The organism is Actinomadura sp. NPDC023710, assembly GCF_040639875.1.
Taxonomy (GTDB): Bacteria; Actinomycetota; Actinomycetes; order Streptosporangiales; family Streptosporangiaceae; genus Spirillospora; species Spirillospora citrea.
The window spans coordinates 40,304-61,265 of sequence record NZ_JBFAGB010000013.1 but is presented as its reverse complement, the minus strand read 5'-3'; the positions used below and the strand labels follow the sequence as shown (position 1 = coordinate 61,265).

7 protein-coding genes are annotated in these 20,962 nt (G+C 76.6%); all 7 read right to left on the bottom strand.

Features of this window, described 5'->3' with window-relative positions:
- Positions 1-138 precede the first annotated feature (138 nt).
- Genes AB0H37_RS16975 through AB0H37_RS16945 form a run of 7 tightly spaced genes read right to left on the bottom strand, consistent with a single transcriptional unit; the run spans position 139 to position 20,634 of the window.
- Positions 139-1,026 (bottom strand): hypothetical protein, encoded by an 888-nt coding sequence (locus AB0H37_RS16975; RefSeq protein ID WP_360613563.1) that lies wholly within the window; start codon positions 1,024-1,026, stop codon positions 139-141.
- Positions 1,023-1,676 carry a hypothetical protein gene (locus tag AB0H37_RS16970; protein ID WP_360613561.1) on the bottom strand — a complete coding sequence of 218 codons (654 nt, stop codon included), beginning with the start codon at positions 1,674-1,676 and terminating at the stop codon, positions 1,023-1,025. Before AB0H37_RS16970 ends, AB0H37_RS16975 begins: the two co-directional genes overlap by 4 nt.
- Positions 1,673-6,946 carry an RICIN domain-containing protein gene (locus tag AB0H37_RS16965; protein ID WP_360613559.1) on the bottom strand — a complete coding sequence of 1,758 codons (5,274 nt, stop codon included), beginning with the start codon at positions 6,944-6,946 and terminating at the stop codon, positions 1,673-1,675. Before AB0H37_RS16965 ends, AB0H37_RS16970 begins: the two co-directional genes overlap by 4 nt.
- A complete protein-coding gene (locus AB0H37_RS16960) occupies positions 6,943-7,707 on the bottom strand; it encodes a hypothetical protein (protein WP_360613557.1) in 765 nt (254 codons plus the stop codon). The genes AB0H37_RS16965 and AB0H37_RS16960 overlap by 4 nt, the downstream gene beginning before the upstream one ends.
- Positions 7,704-8,921, bottom strand: a complete 1,218-nt coding sequence (locus AB0H37_RS16955; protein ID WP_360613556.1) for a hypothetical protein — start codon at positions 8,919-8,921, stop codon at positions 7,704-7,706. Before AB0H37_RS16955 ends, AB0H37_RS16960 begins: the two co-directional genes overlap by 4 nt.
- Positions 8,918-18,325: a DUF6603 domain-containing protein gene (locus AB0H37_RS16950; RefSeq protein WP_360613554.1), complete on the bottom strand. Its 9,408-nt coding sequence runs from the start codon at positions 18,323-18,325 to the stop codon at positions 8,918-8,920. Before AB0H37_RS16950 ends, AB0H37_RS16955 begins: the two co-directional genes overlap by 4 nt.
- Entirely contained in the window at positions 18,322-20,634 is a 2,313-nt protein-coding gene (locus tag AB0H37_RS16945) for a hypothetical protein (protein WP_360613552.1), read from the bottom strand. The genes AB0H37_RS16950 and AB0H37_RS16945 overlap by 4 nt, the downstream gene beginning before the upstream one ends.
- Between the last annotated feature and the right edge of the window lie 328 nt (positions 20,635-20,962).

The window sequence follows — 20,962 nt, the reverse complement described above, 5'->3', positions numbered from 1 at the left end:
CGCAACTCGGCGTTCTCCCGCTTGAGCCGCTTGAGCTCGGCAGACTCCTCCGCGCTCTGGACGCCCTTCAGGCTCGCCCGACCTGTATCTCCAGGTAGACCGGATCTGCCGAACCCGGTGGACTCCCCGGCGTGGGGTCTACGAACTCGGGCGGTGAGCGTGGAGTAGGTCGGCTACGGCTTCGGCCACCTGGTCGGCTCCTGCGAAGAAGGTGAAGGCGGGGGCCGGATTGGCCTCGAAGCAGAACCAGTCGCCTTCCGGGGTCATGCGCAGGTCGATGCCTGCGACGACCAGCCCCAGGGCTCGGGCCAGGGCCACGCAGCGTTCAGGGAGGTCGCCGGGCAACTCGACCGTGCTCTGCTTCAGGGCCGCGTCGCGAACTCGGTAGTCGACGGCGTCGGAGGCGAGCCGGACCGCGAAGGTCCGGTCGCCGACGACGTGGACGCGTACGTCCTCGCCCGGGATGTGGCGCTGGAAGAACGTGGGGCAGGTGGCCAGGCGGGCCATCCTGTCGGGGTCGTGGACGTCGGCGAGCGCGACGCGGGCGCGGATGCCGCTGCCGGGCTTCACCACGACCGCCCCGTGCTCGCCGGCGAACTCGGCGAGGGCCTGGGCGTCGTCGGTGACCAGGCTGGCCGGCACCGCGAAACCGGCCGCCTCGACCAGCAGGCCCTGGCATGCCTTGGCGGCGTTGGTCGCCGACGCCGACGGGCGGTTGACCACCAGGGCGGGCGCGTGGTCGGCCCAGGCGCACAGGGCGGATGCGGCGCGGCGGGCGTACCGGGTGAGGGCCGTACGCGCCGGGGATCTGGTGACGGCGGGCAGCCGGGCCGCGTCGTAGGGGCGCAGGTACGCCGCCGTCACGCCGGCGAGGTTCCACGAGGCGCCCGCGGTGCGCACGGTGCCGGACGTCACGGTCATCGGGCGGCGCTGATCCAGGACGAGGGGGTCGGCGCCGCGTGCGTGCAGGGCCCTCAGGACCCGGGCGAAGGGGCGTTCTTCCGGGTGTCCCCAGAGCAGGATCATCGTGCCCCTTCCGTGATCAGGGCGCCGAGGGCGGCGGTGACCTCGCCGTCCGCGGCCTGCCACCAGGGCTCCACGCCGTGGACGCACCAGCCGCGGTCGGGTTCACGGGCCAGGCGCACGCACAGGACCGTGGCGTCCAGGGTCTTGGCGAGGCTGCGAACCAGTTCTGCGGCGGCCGGGTCGGCGCCGTCGGGCAGGATCCGGTCGCCGGCCAGGGTGAGGCGGGTCTCGGCCCTGGACCGGGCCGCGACGGGCAGGCCCGCCTCCACCGCGGCCCAGCGGACGTCGCCCGGGTCCAGGCCGCGGCCGCACAGCGAACCGGGCACCGGCCGGTTGACGACCAGCGCCGGGGCCTGGAGCCAGAGCGCCAGCAGCGCCGTCAGCTCGGCCGCGACGAAGCTCCGTTCGGGTCCGGCGATGTGCGGCAGGTCCCACGGGGTGACCGCGGGCAGGCAGGCCAGCACGGCGGTGACGTCGCCGGCCGCCAGCGTCCCCCAGCGGGTGCCGAGGGTGGCGGCGGGCAGGTCGGCGGGGTCGCAGCGGGTGCCGGGGCCGGCGATAGTGCGGGGGGTCACGAGCCGCGCCCCGCCCAGCCCCCGCAGCAGGGGCCGGGCCGGGCGGTGGCCGCTCCCGGAGACGATGACGATCAACCGTCCTCGGGCCCGTCGTCGTAGAGGTGGCCGCCGACGTCGGGACGGTCGTCGGCGGAGATCCACGGGGTGGCGCCGGGCCCGTCGGCGGGGGCGCCGGACCCGGCGTCCTCGGTCAGCGGGAACTCGCGGTCCTTCTCCTTGAAGGCGACCTTGTCCGGGTCGATCTTCTCGATGTCGGGCTTCTCGGTCTCCTTGGGGTCCATCACGATGACCTCCTTGGTGATCGCCTGGGTCGCGCAGAGCACGGTGATCGTGTGCCGGCCGACCGGGAGGTTCAGCGAGACGCCCGGCGAGACGGTGGAGCCCTTGGGCACGGAGGTCGTGCCCCATGTGCTGTTGCCCAGCCGGACGGTGACCGGCACCGCGCGCGGCGCCGCGGCGTTCAGCACGGCCCGGATGGATGCCGCGTACCCCTGGACCCAGGTGGTCGGGAAGGCCGCGCCGTTGCCCTGCGTCACGTCGACCATGCCCGCGACGACCACCGAGTAGGACGGCGACATGGCGCCGAAGGGCGCGGTCTGCGCCATCTGCATCCGCAGCTGGTAGGTGCCCGGGGTGTCGGGGTGGAGCTGCGCCCCGGCGCTGGTGGTCTCCCCCGGCCGCACCGGGTTGGTGCTCAGGGACATGTCGGTCGGGCTCAGCGGGTCGCCCGACGCGCCGTGCAGGTTGATCATCCGGTGGCCCATCTCCCGGTACCAGCCGGCGGTACCGGTGTTCCGGATGGTGAACCACACGTACGGGCTGTCCCCGGCGACGATCGTGCCGGGCGGCATGGACGCCGCGACCGTGGCCGACAGCTGGGTCCCGGTGACCTGCGCGACCGTGATCGTGCGGTCCGGGGTCGGCTGGCCCCAGGTCTCGGTGACGCCGCCCGGGATGCCGCCGACCATGGTCACCTTGCCCATCCGGAACGAGCCGGTGAGCGTGGTGGGGCTGGTCCCGCCGGCCGCCGGGAAGGTGATCGTCACCTCCTGGCCGGGCTGGACCACCAGGGGTACGGGGATCGCCGTCAGGCGCTCGGTGCTGTAGCTCGCCTTGACGTAGACGAGCTGGACGAACCCTCCCACCGGCAGCAGGGCGTGCCCGGCCTCGGGCCGCCACGCGCTGTTGCCGGTATTGCGGACCCGCACCGTCAGGGTCTCCACCTGGGAGGTGTACATGGTCTGCGGCACGCTGATCGACGTCGCGGTGGCGTCGAAGAGCGGGGTGTCGATGTCGACCGGGCGGATCTTCCACTGCTGGTTGGGCAGCCCCTGGTACTCGGTGACCACCGTCCGCGGGCCGTTCTCCATCCATTCGGGCCCGCCGTCGACGCTCAGGCACCGGGTGGTGCCCTTGAGGTAGATGACCACGTGGCCGTCTCCGGTGGAGACCGGCTGCCAGAGCTGGGTGGCGGCGGGCGCGCCGGGCTGCGGCGGCGGAGCCTGGAACACCGCGGACAGGTCGGGCTTCTCCAGGGGGCCGGCGGTCAGCAGCAGCCCGCTGTTCCAGGCGGCGATGGTGAAGTAGGCGTGGTCGTGCCACCGGAACGCCCACTGCTGGTTGGTGCCGCCGTGCGGCGGCCAGGTGATGATCGGGACGTAGGGGTCGACGACGTGGGCGCCACCGGTGACGTCGAGGTACTGGCCGTTGTGCCGGGCGGACAAGGTGTGGCGGCGGTACCCGTCCTTGGGCTCGTAGGTGCCGGGGTTGGACGGGTCGAAGATCTTGATCTCCGGGATGCCCGTCTCGGGGAGGGTCAGCAGCGGGTCGGCGAGGTCGCCCGCGGTGGTGGTGGTCAGGGCGGGGCGGCCCTCGGCGTCGGTGACGACGCGGATCTGGCGGGCGTCGCCCTGCGGCATGCCGGCCGGGTGGCCGTTGACGCGGGGCTGCATCCAGAAGTCGAACCGGCCGCTGCGGATCAGCTCCATGGTGTTCTGGGCGCTCAGCGACCAGGACCGGCCGCCGTTGGAGCCGCCGACGCGCTTGATCGGGCTGCCGGGCACGATCCGGGGCACCTGGCTGACCGCCTCGACGTCCACGCGGACGGCGTACTGCTCCCAGCTCGCGTCGACCAGGCCCAGCCGCAGCCAGCCCTCCTCGACGCGCGGCGCCCGGACCGGCGGGCTTCCCTCGGCGGCGCCGGCGCCGCCGGGCGGCAGCACCGTCACCTCGTCGGCGGCCCAGGTGTAGGGGTCGGCGCGGTGCAGCCATGTCCAGGTGCCGTGCACGTCGGCGGGCAGCGGCAGCCGGCGGTGCTCGGCGTCGGCCAGGACCGGGCCGTGCCGGAACGTCGGCGTCATCTTCGCCAGCGGCTCGGCCACCCAGGAGCGCCGCATGCCGACGGCCTTGGCGGGCAGCAGCCCGGTCCGCACGTGGACCTGGCAGTTGGGCGCCACCAGCAGCGTCAGCGGCACCGGGACGCCGGGCCGCACGATCAGCGGGTCGCCGGTGACGTACCGTTCGGCCAGCGGCTCGCCGGACTCGCGGGCGGCCTCCAGCACGGCCGGGTCGATGACCCTCAGGATGCCGGGGTCGTCGCCGGCCAGGTAGCCGACCAGGCCGTCCTCGAACCGGTCCAGGGCGCCCAGCGCCACCTCGATCGGGACGCCGCCCAGGGCGGGGTCGGCGGCCGGGTCGTCGACCTCGACCAGCAGCTCGGCGCGCAGCACCGCGACGGGGTGGCCCAGCAGCATGGCGAGGTGCTCCTCGCCGGCCTCGCCGGTGAAGTCGATCGTCCACCAGGTCGTGTCGATGACCTTGAGCAGCGACGACAGCGCCGTCGGGTCGTAGGGGCCGCCGCGACGATCGGCCCCGACGACGCCGGAGGCCAGCCCGGCCAAGGCCGGGTGCCCGATCGCGTCGGCCGGGTCGGCGCCCAGCCGGCCGGGGCGGCCGGGCCGGGCGGGGTCGTCCTCCCAGACGGTCGCGCCGGTGCCGTCGGCGCGCAGCCGGCCCAGGCCGCCTCCGGCGGGGTCGAAGAACTCCGCCGAGCCGTCCACGAAGTCGGGCATGAGGAACCCGGCGACGGGGCTGATGGCGTCATCGGCCTCGACGGTGGCGCCGGCGGCGTTGGTGCGGCCGTCGGCGGCGACGTAGCGCAGGGTCACCCGCGCCGGTGCGGTGAAGCGGGGCGCCAGGATGAGGGTGCCCGGGTCGTCGTCGGCGGCCGCGGACGGCGGCACGAGCGTCGGCGGCCCGGCGGAGCGGGCGCCCGAGGCCATCTCGACGACCTGGCCGTAGGTGTCCACCAGCCGCAGCCGGGTCAGCTTCGTGCGGCCCGCGCGCAGCGGCGCGGGAGGGGTGAGCAGCGGCGGACGGGTGTCGCCGCCGACCAGATCGCCCTGCTGCTCGCCGCGCAGCATGCTCATCAGGCCGTCCAGGCGGCCGCCGAGCAGGTCGAGCAGCTCGACGTCGGCGGCCGCGGCGGCGGGGCCGGCCAGGCCGGTGGCGACGGCCTTGCGCTGGGCGCGCAGGGTCGCGCCGGCCAGCACCGACGCGGGGCCGGCGGCCAGCGGTGCGCGGCCCTGGAACGTCCTGGCGGGCTCGGCCACCGCGGGCGGGGGCGCCCCTTCCAGGTCGGTGTCGCCGAGCCGCCAGCCGGTCGCGGCGAGTGGCTCGTAGCGCAGCTCCCAGTCGGCGTGCAGCGGGTTCCACGGGCGCGCGGGCGGGGCGACCGCGACCGGTGAGGGCAGCGCGCCGCCATTGGCCGCCGGGGGCAGGGAGGGGTCCCAGGTCGCCCACCAGTCGGTGCGGGCCAGGGCCGGGGACCGCTCGCCGCCGACGGGCGGCGAGGCCGAGCCGGGGTCCAGCGCGGCCAGCTCGACCATCAGGTCCTGGCACAGCGCCGGGACGCCGGTACGCAGGACGCTCCCGTCCAGCCGCCCGGCGGGCGCGCCGCCGCTGCCGTCGGCGGCGGCGCCGAGGCTGGCGACCGTCTGGCCGCCGAGCCGGACGGTGAGGCGGGCGTCGCCCTCGAACCGGCCGTCGCCGCCGTGCTTGAAGCTGCGGCCGCCGCCCTGCACGACCAGCACCGGGTCGGCGGCCTCGAACAGCCGGGGCCGGGCCCGCTCGACGCCGACGAACTGCCCGGCCACGGTGGTGCCCGCGGCCGCGGAGGCGGCGGGTTCGGCGGCCGGGCGAGGGTCGGCGGCCTGCCAGATGGTCTCCTGGTGCGGGACGTCCGGGGCGGCGCCGAACCGCATCGCGTGCAGCGCGGCGGTCAGCCGGGACTCCCCGTCGGGGCCGGTGCCACCGCCGGTGGCGCCGGCGGCCTCGCCGTCGGCCTGGGCGAGGAACGCGCGGACGGCGGTCAGCCGGGCGGGGTCGCCGCCGTCCTCGGCCGACAGCGCGGCCAGGGCGTCCACCAGCGACTCGGCCAGGGCCAGCCGGATCGCCCCCGGGTCGGGCCGGTAGTCGGTCTCTGCGGACAGGACGCCGCCCAGGTCGCCGTTCCAGCCGGTGCCGGGCCAGCCGATCGACACGGCGCTGCCGTGCAGGATGAGGCCGGTGGGCGTGGGCGCCAGCCCGTTGTACTGGTCCCCCGGCAGCCGCCAGCGCTGGTCGGCGAGGTGGTCGGTGAACGCCTTCCAGCCCGCGGTGTCGGCGCGGCGCAGGGGGTCGAGCTCGGGGTGGGCGTACCAGCCGCAGACCAGGTAGGCGACGGGCCCCTCGGCGTCGGTGAGGGGGTCGTGGAAACCGAGCCTGCCCTCGACGTTGTCGTAGTACGCCGCCCAGCCGAAGTCCCCGTGGCCGAGCGCGGTGAGCGGCTTGGCGGGCACCGCGCCGGGCGCGGGCGCGGACCACTGCTCCAGCGGAGTCACCGTGGGCGGGGTGCCGGGCGCGGCCCCGGCGGCGTCCAGGATCCAGGCGCGGACGGCGCGGGGCTTGGGGCCCGCCTTGGCCGACAGCCTGGCCACCAGCCACCGCTCGGGCAGGGCGGGGAAGACCACCGGCCCCGGTTCGCCTCCGGTGGGCGGCGCCTGCTCGGCGTGGGTGAGCGCGTCGGGGACCGCCCAGTGCAGGTAGGCGCCGGTGGCGCGGGGCGCCGCGCGGTCGGTGAACGGGTCGGCCTGGAGCATCTGGACCGCGTCGCCGCCGGGGACGGGCTCGCGCATGGCGGTGTCGGCCCACTGCGCCGGGCCGTCGCCGACGCGCAGGGCCAGCACGTCCAGCGCGACCGGGACCAGCAGCCATGAGGCGGCGTCGGGCGCGGCGGCCGTGGTGAGTACCGGCTGTGATTCGTGCACGTTCTCCCCCGGGGTGCGGCGTCCCGCGTCGCCGCTCATTCGAAGACCTGCCGGTACGGGCGGCTCAGCAGCGCGGCGGCGAGCGGTCCCGGGCCGGCTCTGCCGCCCCGGCCCGGCTGCTTGGCCACATCGGCGGCCAGCCTGACGATGTCGACGGTCTGGGGCGCGCGCATCTGGACCGGGACGTTCGCCCCGGACGTGTTCGGCGCCGGCGGGACGATCAGCCCCCCGGTCTGGGGATCGACGTGGAAGCCGTGGCCCAGTTCGCGGTGCGGTTCCTCGATCCAGACCGCGGACGGCACCTGCGGCCACAGCACCAGCAGCAGCGTCGGCGCCAGTGCCTCGAACCGCAGCGGCTCGATCGGGTCGAGCCCCGCGGGCTTGGCGTCGCGCGGCGGCACCGGATCGGCGAACGCCAGGATCTGCGACGTCGGCCACTGCGCCACCAGGGTGGAGCGCAGCAGCATTCCCGCCACCGGCCCCGAGGCGGCGGCGGTGCGCATCCTGCTCCGGTACAGCTCGGTGTGCCGGGCGGCGAGCGCGCTCGCCCGGCTGCCCGTCCCGCCGACGCTCAGCACGCCCTCGGTCAGCGCCTCCAGCCACTCGCCGTCCACGATGAAGAAGCGGACCGACTCCTCGGGCAGCAGGGCCGGGTCGGGGACGATGTGGTCGAACGGGATGCCCATCAGCCGGTGGTAGCGGTCGACGGCCTCGGTGACGGCCTGCGGCGGCTCGCCGGCGCTCAGCCCCTCGGCCGCCGCCATGCCCCGCTTGAGCGCCGCGCGCCCTGCCTCGCTCATGACCGTCCCTCCGCTGCGGTTCCGGCGTCCTGCGGGAGCGCTCCGTTGGGTGTGCCGCCGTCGGCGCCGGGCGCCTCCGCCGGGGTGAGCGCGCCGTCGCGCCGGGCGTGCAGGCGGCGGACGCGGTCGGGGACGCCCCACGGGTCGGCGGTCGCGCCCGACAGGCGCGCCACCGTCTCGGCCGCGACGTCGCCCGGGGTGGATCCGGCCGCGAACGCGGGCGGGCCCAGCCCCGACATCAGGTCGCGGCGGCGCCACTCGCTCAGCTCGCGGACCAGGGACCGGTCGGCGGCGGCCAGCAGCCGGCCGAGCGTGCGGGCGGTGGCCAGGCTCACGTCCGTCTCACCCTCGGCGGCCACGGCCGGCTCGTCGGCGACGCCCACGATCGGGCCCCGGTACAGGGCGAGGCCCGGCGTCCCGTCCCGGCGGGTGTGGTCCAGGCGGGCGGGGTGCCCGGCGGACAGGCCGAACGCGGCCGCGTTCTGCGCGACGCCCGCCGCGACCTTCTGGAAGGTGCCCGAACTCCCGGACTTGAACGTCCAGTCGTGCAGCACCGGCAGGGTGACGGTCGCCGGGACACTGCCGCGGTCCAGGACGGCGCCGTGGTCGGCCAGCGAGACCAGGCACATGTTGTAGGCGCGCCCGGCGACCGGGAGGCGGCCGGTCATCACCACCGCGACCCATCCGTCGTCGTCGCGGGCGGTGTCCGGGCCGCCGGGGGCGACCTGGCGGGCGTGGCACAGCAGCGGCACCTCGGCCCGCAGGGGCAGCGCGGCCCGAGCCACGTCCGCGCTCATCGACACCGTCGTGTAGCGGGTGCCGTCCGGCGCGGCCACGTTGCGGTTGATGGTGGCCTCGTTCACGTCCAGTAGCAGCAGCGCCAGCCACGGAGTGCTGGTGGAGGGGGCCACCACCTTCTCCCAGGGCAGGGTGCGGCGGCGGAGCACCACGTGCCCCAGCGTGGTGGTGTAGGCCCCCGCCGAGTCGGGCGGCGGGTACACCGACAGGATCTCGCTGGGGTCCAGCCGGTACTTCGCCCCGGCCACCTTGACCCACCGCTCCTCGGTGAACACCTCCAGCGGCTGCACGCCCGCGTGGTCGGCGGTGGCGCTGTGCTCGACGGTGGTGGTCACCCGGACCCGGTAGGTGTCGTCGCGCAGTCCGGGGGCGACCCCGTCGTAGAAGTCGATCCGTCCCGGTTCCAGTTCGGTCATTTCCGTCCCCCGTCGTTGTCGGCGGCGGCCCAGCGCACCACGGCGGGCCGCGTCCCGGCCGCGGCGAGCGCTTGGCCGGCCCCTTCGTCGGCTGCTTCGTCCTCGCGCCGCGCGACCGCGTGCACCGCGACCGCGGACCAGCCACCGGGCAGTTCCAGATCCACCTGCACCGGCAGGTCCGCGCCGTTGTCGCGGGGCGGCACCTGGACCAGCAGGCCCATCCCCGAGGCGGTGCGCAGGGCCTCGCCGCGGACGGTGCGGCCGTCGATGGTGACGGCGCCGTCCAGGTCGGCGGCGGCCCCGGCGGTGCCGTCGGCGCGCTCCACCAAGACCTGCACGACCGTGGTGGCCGGTGGCAGCAGCGTCCGGCAGCCGCCCCGGTTCCGCAGCAGGTCCCCGGCGCTGAGCAGGACGACCTGGTCGGGCGCGGCGGGCATCGGCACCGGGCCGTCCGGCAGCAGCGTCGCCCGCCCGGCCAGCGCCACACCCGGCAGCACCTGAACGACGGGCGTCCCGACGTGCCAGCCCGGGGCCCCGGCGGGCAGGCCCGCCACGTCGCCGACCATGACGTGCGAGGTGCCCTCCGGCGGGGTGAACGCCTTGGCCGCGGCGTCCACGACGCGGTCGGCCAGCACGTGCCCGGACCCGGACACGCACACCACCCGCGCCCGGCCGTGCTCGACGGCCAGCCGCGCGCGCTCCCCGCCGGAGACGCGCCACACGTACCCCGTCTCGGGGGCGAGCGCGACGGCGTCGTCGGTCGCGGCGAGCGCGGCCAGGGGCGCCGGTGCGGGCCTGGTCACCCGGCGGCCGCCGGGGTGCACCACCCCGATCAGCCTCGGCCCCGCGGCGGCCGGCGTGCGGCGGGTCCGGGCGGGCGGCGCCGGTTCGGCGGCCAGGGCCGTGGCCGCCCGGGCGCGCCCGGCGGGCGCCCCGAACGGCAGCGGGGTGCTGACGGCGGTGATCTCGGGCCGGACCGTCACCGGTGCACCGGTGGCGGTGGTGATGAAGTCCAGGTCGACGCCGCCGAGCGCGGACAGGCCGTCCACGTTCTGCGGCTGGTCGCCGGGGGCGGGGGCGGGCTGCCACAGCGCCGCCTGGAAGCCGCCCTGCCGCGGCGTCACCACCATCGAGTTCGGCGCGGCGCCGTTCGATCCGGTGACCGCGACCTGGTGGGTGACGCGGAAGTACGGCAGGACCTTGTTCCCGCACGGCGTCGGGTGCAGCGGGGCGGGCCCGCCGACGGTGATGCCGGTGAGCGGGACCGCGGTCTCGCCGACCTTGGCGCGCGTCGCCGGGATGCGGCTCTCGGTGCGCAGCCGCGCCGCCGCCTGGATCGGCCACGGGTTGGCCTGCGACCCGTCGGGCGGGTTCGCGCCGGTCGCGGCCGGGCCGGTGTCGGCCGCGGCGCCCGCCGAGACCGCCACCACCGCCGGGCCGGTGGGCCCGGCCAGGTAGCGGCGGCTGAAGGCCAGCCAGGTCAGGTACGCCGGCGGAGGCGGTACCGGGTCGCCGATGTGCACCGTCACCGAGGCGACCGCCAGGTCGACCCGGGCGCGGCCGTGCAGCGGCGGCCCCTCGATCTGGAGCGACACGCCCAGGCTGACACTGACCCGGATCGTCACACAAGCGATGAAGCAGACCCGCAGCCGGAACGTCGCGCCGACCTCCACGCCCATGTCGACGCGGTAGTAGAACGGATCCCAGCCGAGCAGGACGTCCAGCCACGCGGTGAACCACAGCCGGACGATGTCGGTGTCGTAGGCGGCCTCGATCCGGCCGCCGAACATCATGAACCCGGGCACGACGGCGAAGTACGCCTCGCCCTTGACCGAGATCTGCTTGGAGACCGCCCAGCGGATGCCGACGCGCGGCACCACCGGGAAGCCCTCGGGGTCGAACCACGGCGAGTAGCCGCCGATGGTCAGCACGAACCGGCGTTCGCGGAACCAGATGACGAACGCGAAGCCGCCGGTGAGCTGGCAGTCGCGCGACAGCAGCCAGGAGTTGTCGGTGAGCTGTGCGCGGATGGACAGCAGGCTCTCGGCGGAGTCGAACCGGGCGTTGACCGCGAGCTCGACGTTGGCGATGGCCGGCCCGGCCATCGGCAGCACCATGCGCGAGACGCCGAGCAGGCCGACCTGGAAGCCGCGGTCGAGGGCGGCGTAGGCGACCGCGCTGGTGTGCACCAGCTCGAAGCTGGAGAACCGCACGCCCGCCGCGACCCAGTGGCTGCCCCGGCGGGCCGGGGCGACCTTGCGCAGCGCGGCGAGCTGCGACTCGGGGTCGCGGGGCTGCCCGACGCCGCCTTCCTGGACCGCCTGCACCAGCGGGAAGGACGCGGCGGCGATCGGGTCGGTGGGGACCACCAGCGCCCGGTTGTAGCCGACGCCGCCCGCCAGGCCCTCCACGAACAGGTAGGGCGGGCCGCCCAGTGCGAACGGCAGCGCGACGAACACGAACAGCGAGGTGACGCCGTCGGCGCCCTTGGAGTAGCCGCCGATCGCGGTGAAGCCGCGGCCTGCCACGTCGACCGACAGTTCGCCGGTGTACTCGGCGACGCCGTCGGCCACCGTCCGGGTGAGCCCGCCGGCGACCCGCACCGAGGGCAGGTCCAGCGAGACCGCCAGCCCGTCCAGGCCGACCTCCCACTCGCCGGGCTCGGCCAGGTCGTCCAGCGGGACCAGCAGCCGCAGCCCGTCCGGTTTGATCGACATGCCGGCCAGGGCGAGGCTGCCGTCGAAGAACAGCGCGACGGCGTCGGGGTGGCCGGCGTGCTCGGAGCCGGTGAGCTTGCGGTGGGCCAGGCCGAGCTGGTCCAGGTGCAGCGGGCCGAACGACTTCTGCACCGGGAGCCAGCGAGGCTCGGCGTTGTCGGTGCCGTTCAGCACGACCTGCGGCCCGGTCGGGCCGGAGGCGACCACCACGTCGATCGGCGGGTTGGCCGGGGTGCCGTCGCCGGTCCCGGGCGCCAGAATCCCGCCCGTGACCGGGTCGTCGGCGGGGCCCGGGGCGGTCAGCAGCGGCAGGCCCAGCCCGCCGAGCACGGCCGCCGCCCCCAGCGAGCCCGCGGTGGCGGAGCGGCGCGGGGTCCCGCCGACCGGCAGCGCGACCTCGGCGCGGACGAAGCCGGACGCGTGGCCGAGGCGGACCCCGCCGGCGTCGATGACGGCGGCGCCGTCGCGGCGCAGCACGGTCGCGCCGACTCCGCCGAACCGCAGCGCGGGGACCAGGCCCGGCGCCGTCCCGGCGGTGTCCAGCAGCATCATCGTCACGCCGTTCTCCGCCGCCGGCCAGGCGATGCCCGTTGCGGCGGGCAGGCCCGCGTGGAGCACGACCCGGTACTCCCCGGCGGTGATCTCGGCCTGGCCGGTGAGGCGCAGGCCCAGCAGGGTGCCGGAGCGGGCCAGGCCCAGCCCCAGGCCGCCCGGCAGCGGGACGGCGACCCCGTCCAGCACGCCGAGCAGGTCCCGCAGCGCGGCCGCCGGGCCGGGCAGAGGCAGCAGCCGGTCCTGGTCGTCCACGACCTTGGCCGCGCGCAGCAGGTCCCGGGTGTTCCTGCCGGTGGGGCCGTCCCACAGGGGGCGTGACAGCCAGGTGTCGGCCGCCCGCATCATCAGCCGGGTCGCCAGCGGGACGACCCACGACCGGGCGAGCCGGGCCGCGTCGGCGGCGGTGATCGCCGCCGGGACGGGGGCGAGCGCGACGACGACCTGGTCGTCGCCGAGCGGGCGCAGGGTGACGCGCAGCCGTCCGTCCGAGCCCGCCGACAGGTCCAGCCGGGGCGTCAGCACGATCCCGGCGCCGGTGTCCAGGCGGGTCGCGAGACGGGCGGCGGCGGTGAGGGCCGTCCCGGAGCGGCCGACCGTCACGTCGGCGGTGACCCCGGCGCTGACCTGCCCGCCGGCCGGTGTCCGAAGGTTCAGGCCGGTCAGCCCGACCAGCAGGGCGGGCTGGGCCGAGCCGGGGACGGCGACGGCGTCGAGGACGAGGTTCCCGCCCAGGACCGGGGTGGACACCCGCAGCGCGCCGGGCGCGGGCGAGGAGACGATGCCTCCGAGCAGCCGGCCCAGCAGTGTGGCGGTGGCGCTCACCCCGGCGGCGGTGATGCCGTCCGGGGAACCCGGCGCCGCCCGGACCAGCCGGGCGAGCCGGTCGCCCCGGGCGGCGAAGCCGTGCCCGGGCCCCGCGGCGGGGTCGTAGACGCCCAGCGCCGCGGCGACGGCGAGGGCGTCCGACAGCAGCGGGGAGGGCGCGGGCGACGCCGCCGCGGCGGTCAGGCCGTCCAGCACCTCGGGCAGCAGGCGCGCGGCCTGCGCCGCGACGAGCTCGGCGACCCCCTTGACCGCGGGCAGCAGGTGGACGGTGGTCTCCGCCCCGGAGAGGGTGAAGGCCAGCACCGGGCCGTCGGGGCCGTGCCCGGCGATGACGCGAACGCTCCCCCAGCTGCCCGGCAGCGGCAGGTCCACCTCCAGGGTGCCGCCGACGGCGGCATGCCGGCGGGCGAGCGTGACCGCCGCCGACAGCGCCAGGGTGATCCCACTGATCGCGACGGGCGAGTTGGTGGCCAGGGAGAGCCTGGTCCCGCCCGCCGGGGCCGCGTCGGCCCGCACGATCAGGTTGCCGGGCAGCACCAGCGGCCGGGCCGCGTCGCGGGCCAGGCCGGCGGCGTCGGCGAGGTCGGTCAGGACCCCGTTCAGCGCCGCCGGGTCGGGCGTTCCCGATCCGGCGCCGCCCAGCAGGTTGTCCAGCAGCCAGCCCGCCGGGTCGTGCAGCAGCCGCGACAGCGCGGCGGCCGGACCGAACCCGCCGATGACCCGTTCGAGCAGGCCGGTCAGGCAGACGTCGACGATCAGGCGCGGCACCAGCGGGGCCAGCGCGGCGCGCAGCTCGGCGGGCCCGGCGTCCAGCGGCAGCGGCGCGTCCAGCCACGGCGCGTGCAGCCGGGGCGCGCCGGTCGGCCCCCGGTCCAGCCCGAGGCCGGCCCGGGACAGGGCGCAGTCCGCGGTCGCCGCGCCGCCGAGCTCGACCTCGCCGTCGCCGCGGAACCGGCCACCGGCCGCGGTGGTCAGCCCGGCGCCGGTGGTGCGGACCGCGACCCGCCACGGGTCCGGGGTGACGACCAGCTCGACCGGCAGGTCCGGGGAGCGCCAGCGCCACGGCCCGGCCCCCGCCGCCGCGCCGGCGTCGCGGACCAGGCCGTACAGGCCGGTGCCGCGGTCCAGCAGCGGGACCAGCCGGGGCCCCAGGTAGGCGCCGGGGTCGGCGGCCAGCGCGGCGAACGCGTCGGCGATCCAGACCTTGCCCGTCCCGTCGGTGCCGGTCAGGCCCAGGTCGGTGAGCAGGTTCAGGAACGCGGCCGGCTCGCCGCCGGCCGGGTCCTCCCGGCCGAGCGCGTCGATGAGGCGGGCCAGCAGCGGCGCGGTGCGCGGGTCGTCCAGGCCCGCGGCGTGCGACCAGCGGCCGCCGAGGGCGGCGTCGCGGAGCACGACGTCCAGCACCGGCGCGCCGGAGTCACCGGGCACCGTGACGGTGGCCTCCAGGGTCCCGATCCGCGCCCCCGTTTCGGGGACGGCGCCGGTCTCGGTGTCCAGCAGCGGCCCGCCGGCGCGGGCCAGCCGTACCCGGGCGACCAACCCGGCCCGCGGCGCCGGCGGCTCGGGCGCGCCGACCACGACCGGGACTCGGCCCAGGTCCAGCCGCACGTCGGCCTCGACCGAGACCGCGCCGGCCGGCCCGGCGGGCTTGGGCAGCCCGATCCGCACCCCGTGGGCCAGGTGGGTGACCTGCTCACCGGGGGCTCCGGCGGCCGCGGCGCCGGCGACCAGGTCGGCCAGCCGCGTCGCCAGCGTGCCGCCGGGCAACTCACCGGTGACGGCCAGGACGGGGATGCCGCGGACGTCCGGCGGTGTCGCCGGAACCGCGGCGAACCGGGCGGCGGGCAGCAGCCCTGGCCCCTCCACCGCGACGGTCGGGGCGGGCAGTTCCCGCCCGTACGGGTCCAGGTCGTCCTGCGTGGGTGCCAGGAACACGAGCATGTCGTCCGCGCCCTCGGCGCCCAGGCCGTACGGCGCGACCCCGCGGACGAGCCGGGCGGCGTTGCGCACGCCAGGGCCGGTCAGCGCGCTGACGTCCACCGGCTTCAGCGGCGTGCCGAGCGTGACCAGCCCGAGCACCGAGGTGGCCGGCTCGGCGGCCAGGTCTGCGACCAGCCTGCGGGCGGCCACGCCCGCGACCGAATGGGCGACCAGCACCGTGCGCCCGCCGGGCCGCGCGACGGCGATCCGGTCCAGGACGCGCCGCAGCTGCGCGGCCTGGTGGACGGCGGTGTGCTCCGCCTTCTCCCCCAGCCGCACGACGTAGACCGGCGCCGCGCCGATGGTGCTCAGGTCGGCGTGCAGCGGGTCGGGGACGCCGCGCAGGTCGACGGTCGCGACCGCGGCGGACGCGGGCAGCGGCCCGCCGGGCCCGGTGGCCGCGGCGACCAGGCCGGACCAGCAGTCGTCCCCGGCGAACGAGGGGGCGACCAGCACGACCGACCAGGGCACGGTGCCCAGGCCGGCGGTCAGCGAGCGCACCGTGCCGAGCGCGGCCCGGATGGCGTCGCGGGACCGGGGCAGCATGTGGTGCGCCGCGGTGACGGGCGTCGCCACCTCGGCGGAGCCGGGGCCGCGCCCGGCCGCGCCCGCCGGGACGACGCCGTCGCCCTCGGCGAACAGGTCCCGCAGCAGCCGCAGCGACCCGAGGGCCCCGGTGCCCGAGCCGAGCGCCGCGGTGGCCTCGCCGACGAACGGCCCGAGGTCGGCGGCGAGGTCGGCGACGTAGTCCAGGTCGGTGGTGTCGAGCGTCTCGCTCTCCAGGCGCGCGGTCACCGCCCCGGCCCATTCCGGGGGCGGTCCGCCGGGCAGCGTCCAGGTGAGCAGTTCGGCGGGGGGCCGGTCGTGCGGCTGGAGTGGCACGGTCCAGGGGTCGGCGGCGGTGCCGTGGCCCGCCGGGGCGGGGCCCGCCGCGCCGATGTCCTCGAACAGGCCCACCCGGTCGGTGAGGAAAGCCTGCAACGGCCACCGAGCCTCGGACAGGTAGGGCAGGCCCGCGGCGGTGACGCCCGCCTGCGCTGAGACCAGGGCGGCGGCCCAGGAGCGCAGCGCTTCTAGCGGCCGCTCCAGCAGGGAGCCGGCGTCGGCGGGGTCGGGCGGCTCGATCGCGGGGGCGCCCTCAGGCAGCCGCGCCGAGCGGCCCATGCCCAGGATCGACGGCAGCAGCCCGGCGCCCGGACCGCCCCAGGAGGCGGCCGCGCGGGCGACGACGGCGCGCAGCACGTCCACCGCCTGGGCGGGGCCGATGGCCAGGCCGAACGTGCCGCTGGAGGCGTCGGCGTCGGCAGGCAGCCGCAGCGTGCCCAGGTCGAGCTGCTCGCCGGCGACGGTCAGCCGCACGTCCTCCAGGGTCACCTGCGCGGTGAGCGGCCTGCCGGGCGCCCAGGCGGCGAAGGCGCGCAGGTCGCCGGTGGCCAAGCCGAGGTCGCCGTCCAGCTCCTCTCCCGGCGGGGTGACGGCCAGGTCTGCGCGGACGCCGCCCAGCCAGCGGACGCCACCGCCCTCGGGCGCCAGGTCGGCGGCCAGCAGCGCGGCCTGCGCCGACACCGCCCAGGCGGTGGCGGCCTGCCCGGCGGACGCGACGCGCAGCCGCAGCCCCAGGTGCAGGCGGGGCGCGCCGGCGGTCCCCTCGTCCCACAGGGCGAGGGCGAAGCCGCCGGTCGCGGCGGTGATGCCGGGCCACCAGCCGAGCGGCAGGACCCAGGGGTCGGCGGCGGTGCCGGCACCGCTCACCGGTGCCAGGTCGCCGGGACGGCCCGAGCCGAGCAGCCCGCCGATCGCGGCGAGCAGGCGGCGCCAGCCGTCGGCGGTCTGCCGCAACTCCCGGTAGTAGGCGGCCAGCTCGCGGGTCGGCGCGGTGGCCAGGCCGCCGATGTCGGTGCCGGGGGTCGTGGCCAGGCCCAGCAGCGTCCGGACCGCGCCGGCGAACGGCCCGGCGGCGCCGAGGCCCTCCTCCAGCGCGTCCTCCAGCGCGCCGGCCGCGGCGCTGCCGAGCGAGGACGCGTCGGTCAGGTCCAGGCGGGGGAACACGTGGTCGGGGGTGACGACGTCGCGCAACTCCAGCACGGGGCCGAGCCCGGAGGCGTCGTAGCGCAGCCCGGCCCGCAGCGAGCCCACCCCGAACCCGTGGGTCGCGGGGCCGGCGGGGACGAGCGGGCCGGACGCCGCCGCCCGGCGCACGGTCACCTCGGCGCGCTCGGCGAGCACGGCGGGGCCGGTGCCGTGCAGCGGCAGCGCCAGCAGGATGCCCTCGCCGCAGACGACCGCGCCGGCCGCCGCGACGGCGAACTCGGCGGCCAGCGCGACGACCAGCACCGGGGTGCCGCTGTCGGGCGCGGGCCGCAGCCACACCCGGGCCGACACCGCCGGGCCGGGGCCCGGCGCGGTCAGCCGCAGCACCACGGGCTGCTCCTCGGTGGGAGTGCCCGCGGCGGGCGCGGACATCGGCAGGTCGCCCAGCAGCCCGGCGATGTGCCGCAGCCAGGCCACCAGCGCCGACCGGCCGTCGGCCAGGGTCGAGCCGGCCAGCCCGGCCAGCCAGCCGCGCATCGCGGTCGGGTCGTGGACCAGGCCGGCCAGCGGCAGCGCCGGCAGCCCGTCGGACAGGCCGAGCAGCCCGGTCAGGTGGCCGGCCAGGGCGCGCACCTGCGCCGGCTGTTCGGCCGCCGACAGCAGCGCGTCGACCAGGGCGGCGGCGAGCTGCGCCAGGCCCTCCGGCACGGCGATCGGATCCAGGTCCAGCGGCGGCAGGGTCGAGGCGGGCCCGGGGCGGTACCGGACCCGGAACCGGGCCGCGGCGCCGCCGGGACCGGTCCCGGCCATCGACAGCGACGCGGTCAGCCGGGCGCCATCGCCGGGCAGCCGCACGGTGGCGGTCAGCTCGACCGGGTGGGCGGCCTCGCCGGTCACGACCGCGAGCGCGCCGTTGCGGACGGCCACCAGCGGCACGGTCGCGGTGACGCGGGGCGCGGTGGGGCCGGGCTGGGCGACGGCCCGCAGGTCCAGCAGGATCTGCGTGGCGGCGCCGGTGCCGGTGCGGGTCACGCCGAGGTAGAGGCCGCCGATGTCGGTGGGCTCCACCAGCGGGTGCAGCCGGCTCTCCTCCTCCAGCGCCGCGTGCGGCAGCAGGAGATCGAGGGCCTCCAGCGCGGCGTCGCGCTGGTCGGGGTCGGCCAGCACCCGCGCGACGTGCTCGGTGGGCGAGGCGAAGAACGCGGTGTTGAGGGACAGGTCATCGGAGGGGCCGTCGAACAGGCCGATGGCCCGGCCGAGGGCGCTGACCTCGGCCGTCATGGTGTCGGGGATCATGGCGCGGGCCACCCCGTGAAGCTGCCGGGAGTGGCGTTCAGACCGGGATCCCTGGCCGGTTTGTCCCTGGTCGCCGGGATCACGGGTTTGTCGTGAAGGGCGACGATGTTGTGGTCCCGGGAGTCCTTGTTCCTCTTGTACACGCGCCGGGCGAGCACGAAGTTGATCGCCATCCGCATCAGGAAGTGGTCGTCGGCCTCGGTGCCGACCAGCGTGTACGGCTTGCGGGCGTAGGTGTTGCGGAACGCCGTGTCGAGGTCGGCGGCCACCAGCCCGGGGACGTTGATGTGCGCGTCGATCACGGCGGCCGCGAAGAACTGCGAGGAGACGAGCCGGCGGAACGGGTACTGCTTGCCGCCAGGGGCGTCGGTGGTCGGATACATCCCGTTCACCTGGTTCCACAGGCGCTGGAACCGGAACACGGCGGTCTGGAGCTGCGCGGTGCACAGCTCCCGCGAGGTCTGGGAGGCCAGGCGGGAGATGCCGCCCCAGAGCGGGTCGAAGATCACCTGCTTGGCCGCGTTCTCCGCGCCGCCGAACAGCGCCCAGCGGTGCGCGGTGCCCGACCTGATCGGCTGGGGCGTCTCGACCGGGCCGCCGGGTGCGCTGTACTTGAGCCACACCAGCTTGACCCGGCTCGGGACGCCGTCGTCGGCGGGCCCGGTGCCGGCGTCGCCCCAGTCGCCGGCCGGCCTCGATGCGTACGCGCTGCGCCAGGTCTCGGGGGTGTCGGGCCGGGACCGCGGGCGCAGGTAGGGGTTGGCCTCGTCGATCTTGTCGGGTGTCGGCTCGGTGGTGTCGGCGAGGCCCCACACCCGCAGCTGCATCCCGCGGATGCCGAAGAACAGGTCGAAGTGGTCCGGTGCCATCCGCATGAACTGGTAGAGCACGACGGTCAGCTCGTCGTCGGCGGCGATCGTCCACTGCTGGATGCCGATCGACACGATGCCCCCGTCGGCCAGCCGCAGGCCGTCCAGCTTCCCCTCGTTGGGGGCGATCTTCTTGACCAGGTCCCAGCACTGGAGCAGCGTGGAGCCGGGGGCCGGGCCGAGGAACGCGGGATCGTCCCCGACGAAGTCCACCAGATCCATGCCGCCCAGCGCCGCCGGGCCGTAGTACTTCCCGGTGTTGTCGCGGACGCCTGCCGCCATGAGCCGGCCGTAGACCACGGTGAGGTAGACGTCCTTGCCGTTCGGGCTCTTGCGCAGGAGCTGGGCGGGCGCCAGGAACAGGTCCACCGGGGGCACCGACGGACCGCGCTCGGTCGGCGAGTACCAGGCGGCCGTCCCATTGGCGGCCAGGCCGAGCGCTCCGGCGAGCAGGGCGCGCGCGCCGGCCACCGCGGGCTTGTCGGCGGCCGGAACGCCGTCGCCCTTGCGGCGCAGCGCGTCCCAGAGCCGGCGGAACAGCGCGTTGCCGCCCATCGTCCAGCCGGTGACCGCGGCCTGGTGCTCGGAGAAGCCGGACAGGATGGCCAGCGTGACGGGCAGTTCGAGCTCGGGCCGGTCGCGGCGGAGCTGCCGCATCAGCTCGATCTGGTAGAAGATTCCCTCGAACGGGTTGACCAGCACCCCGGCACGGACCTCGGCACCGAGCGCGGCGACCTCCTCGGGCTTGGCGACCGGCTTGGTCAGCGTGCCCAGCCGCGTCGCCACCTGGGCCTTGAGCTCCAGCGGGCGGTGGTCGGCCTCGGTCGTCGCCGGCAGCGGCTCGACGGGCAGCCGCACCGTCAGCTGGAGCCTCGCCTCCTCCTCGGGCTTGATCAGCCGGGCCCATTCGCGCATCTGCGCGCGCCCGACCTTCCAGCGCGGGACCGCGGGCGGGACGATCTCCACCTCGATCGGCAGGATCACCCGTCGGCCGACCTTCCACTCGGTCGGGCGGAGCGGGGGGATGTTCAGGCCGAGATAGACCGCCAGGGCCTTCTCCAGCTCGTTCTGGGTGAGCTTGAGGTCGGTGGCGTCCTTGGGCGCGTCCTTTGGGTCCAGCGCGCCCTTGTTGACGATCGGCTCGATCGCCGCCGCGAGCCCGCGCAGGTCGGCGCCCAGGCCGAGGAAGGCCGACAGCCGACGGGGCCCGGTGGCCTCCGCCGCCGGGTCGCCGGTGGTCACCGCCAGCGTGCCGTTGACCACCGCGGGCCACGCGGCCTCGGCGAGCTTCCCGCCGTTGGGCTGGGTGAAATTCCACAGCGTCACGTTGGACTCCACCTTGCTGGGCGGAGGCGGCGGCGCGGGCGGGGCCGGCGGCTTGGCCGCCACGGCCTTCTTCACGCTGCTCAGGGCCGGTTTCGCGGCGGCCGCGGCGGTCACGCCGCCTCCCGCGCGAAGGTGCGCACGAAGCGATTCCGGGCAGGCTTACGCAGAGCAAGTCCGATCATGTGTTTCCCCCACATGGCTGACCGAAGGACCCCGTGATCCCATCGGCGGGCCGAGCGGGTTGATCAAAACATAGCTCTCCGCTTTGTACAACCAGTCCTTAGATGTCCCGATTCAGGGACATCCCGGGACCAGCATCAAGAGCGGCCGGGACACGCACTGACACGTCATTCTCCGACCAGGTACGGCCAATATCGTCCCGTACCCGGCAATAGGCCCAGGACACGCGGGACACCGGCCCCAGAACGCCCGGGACACCTGG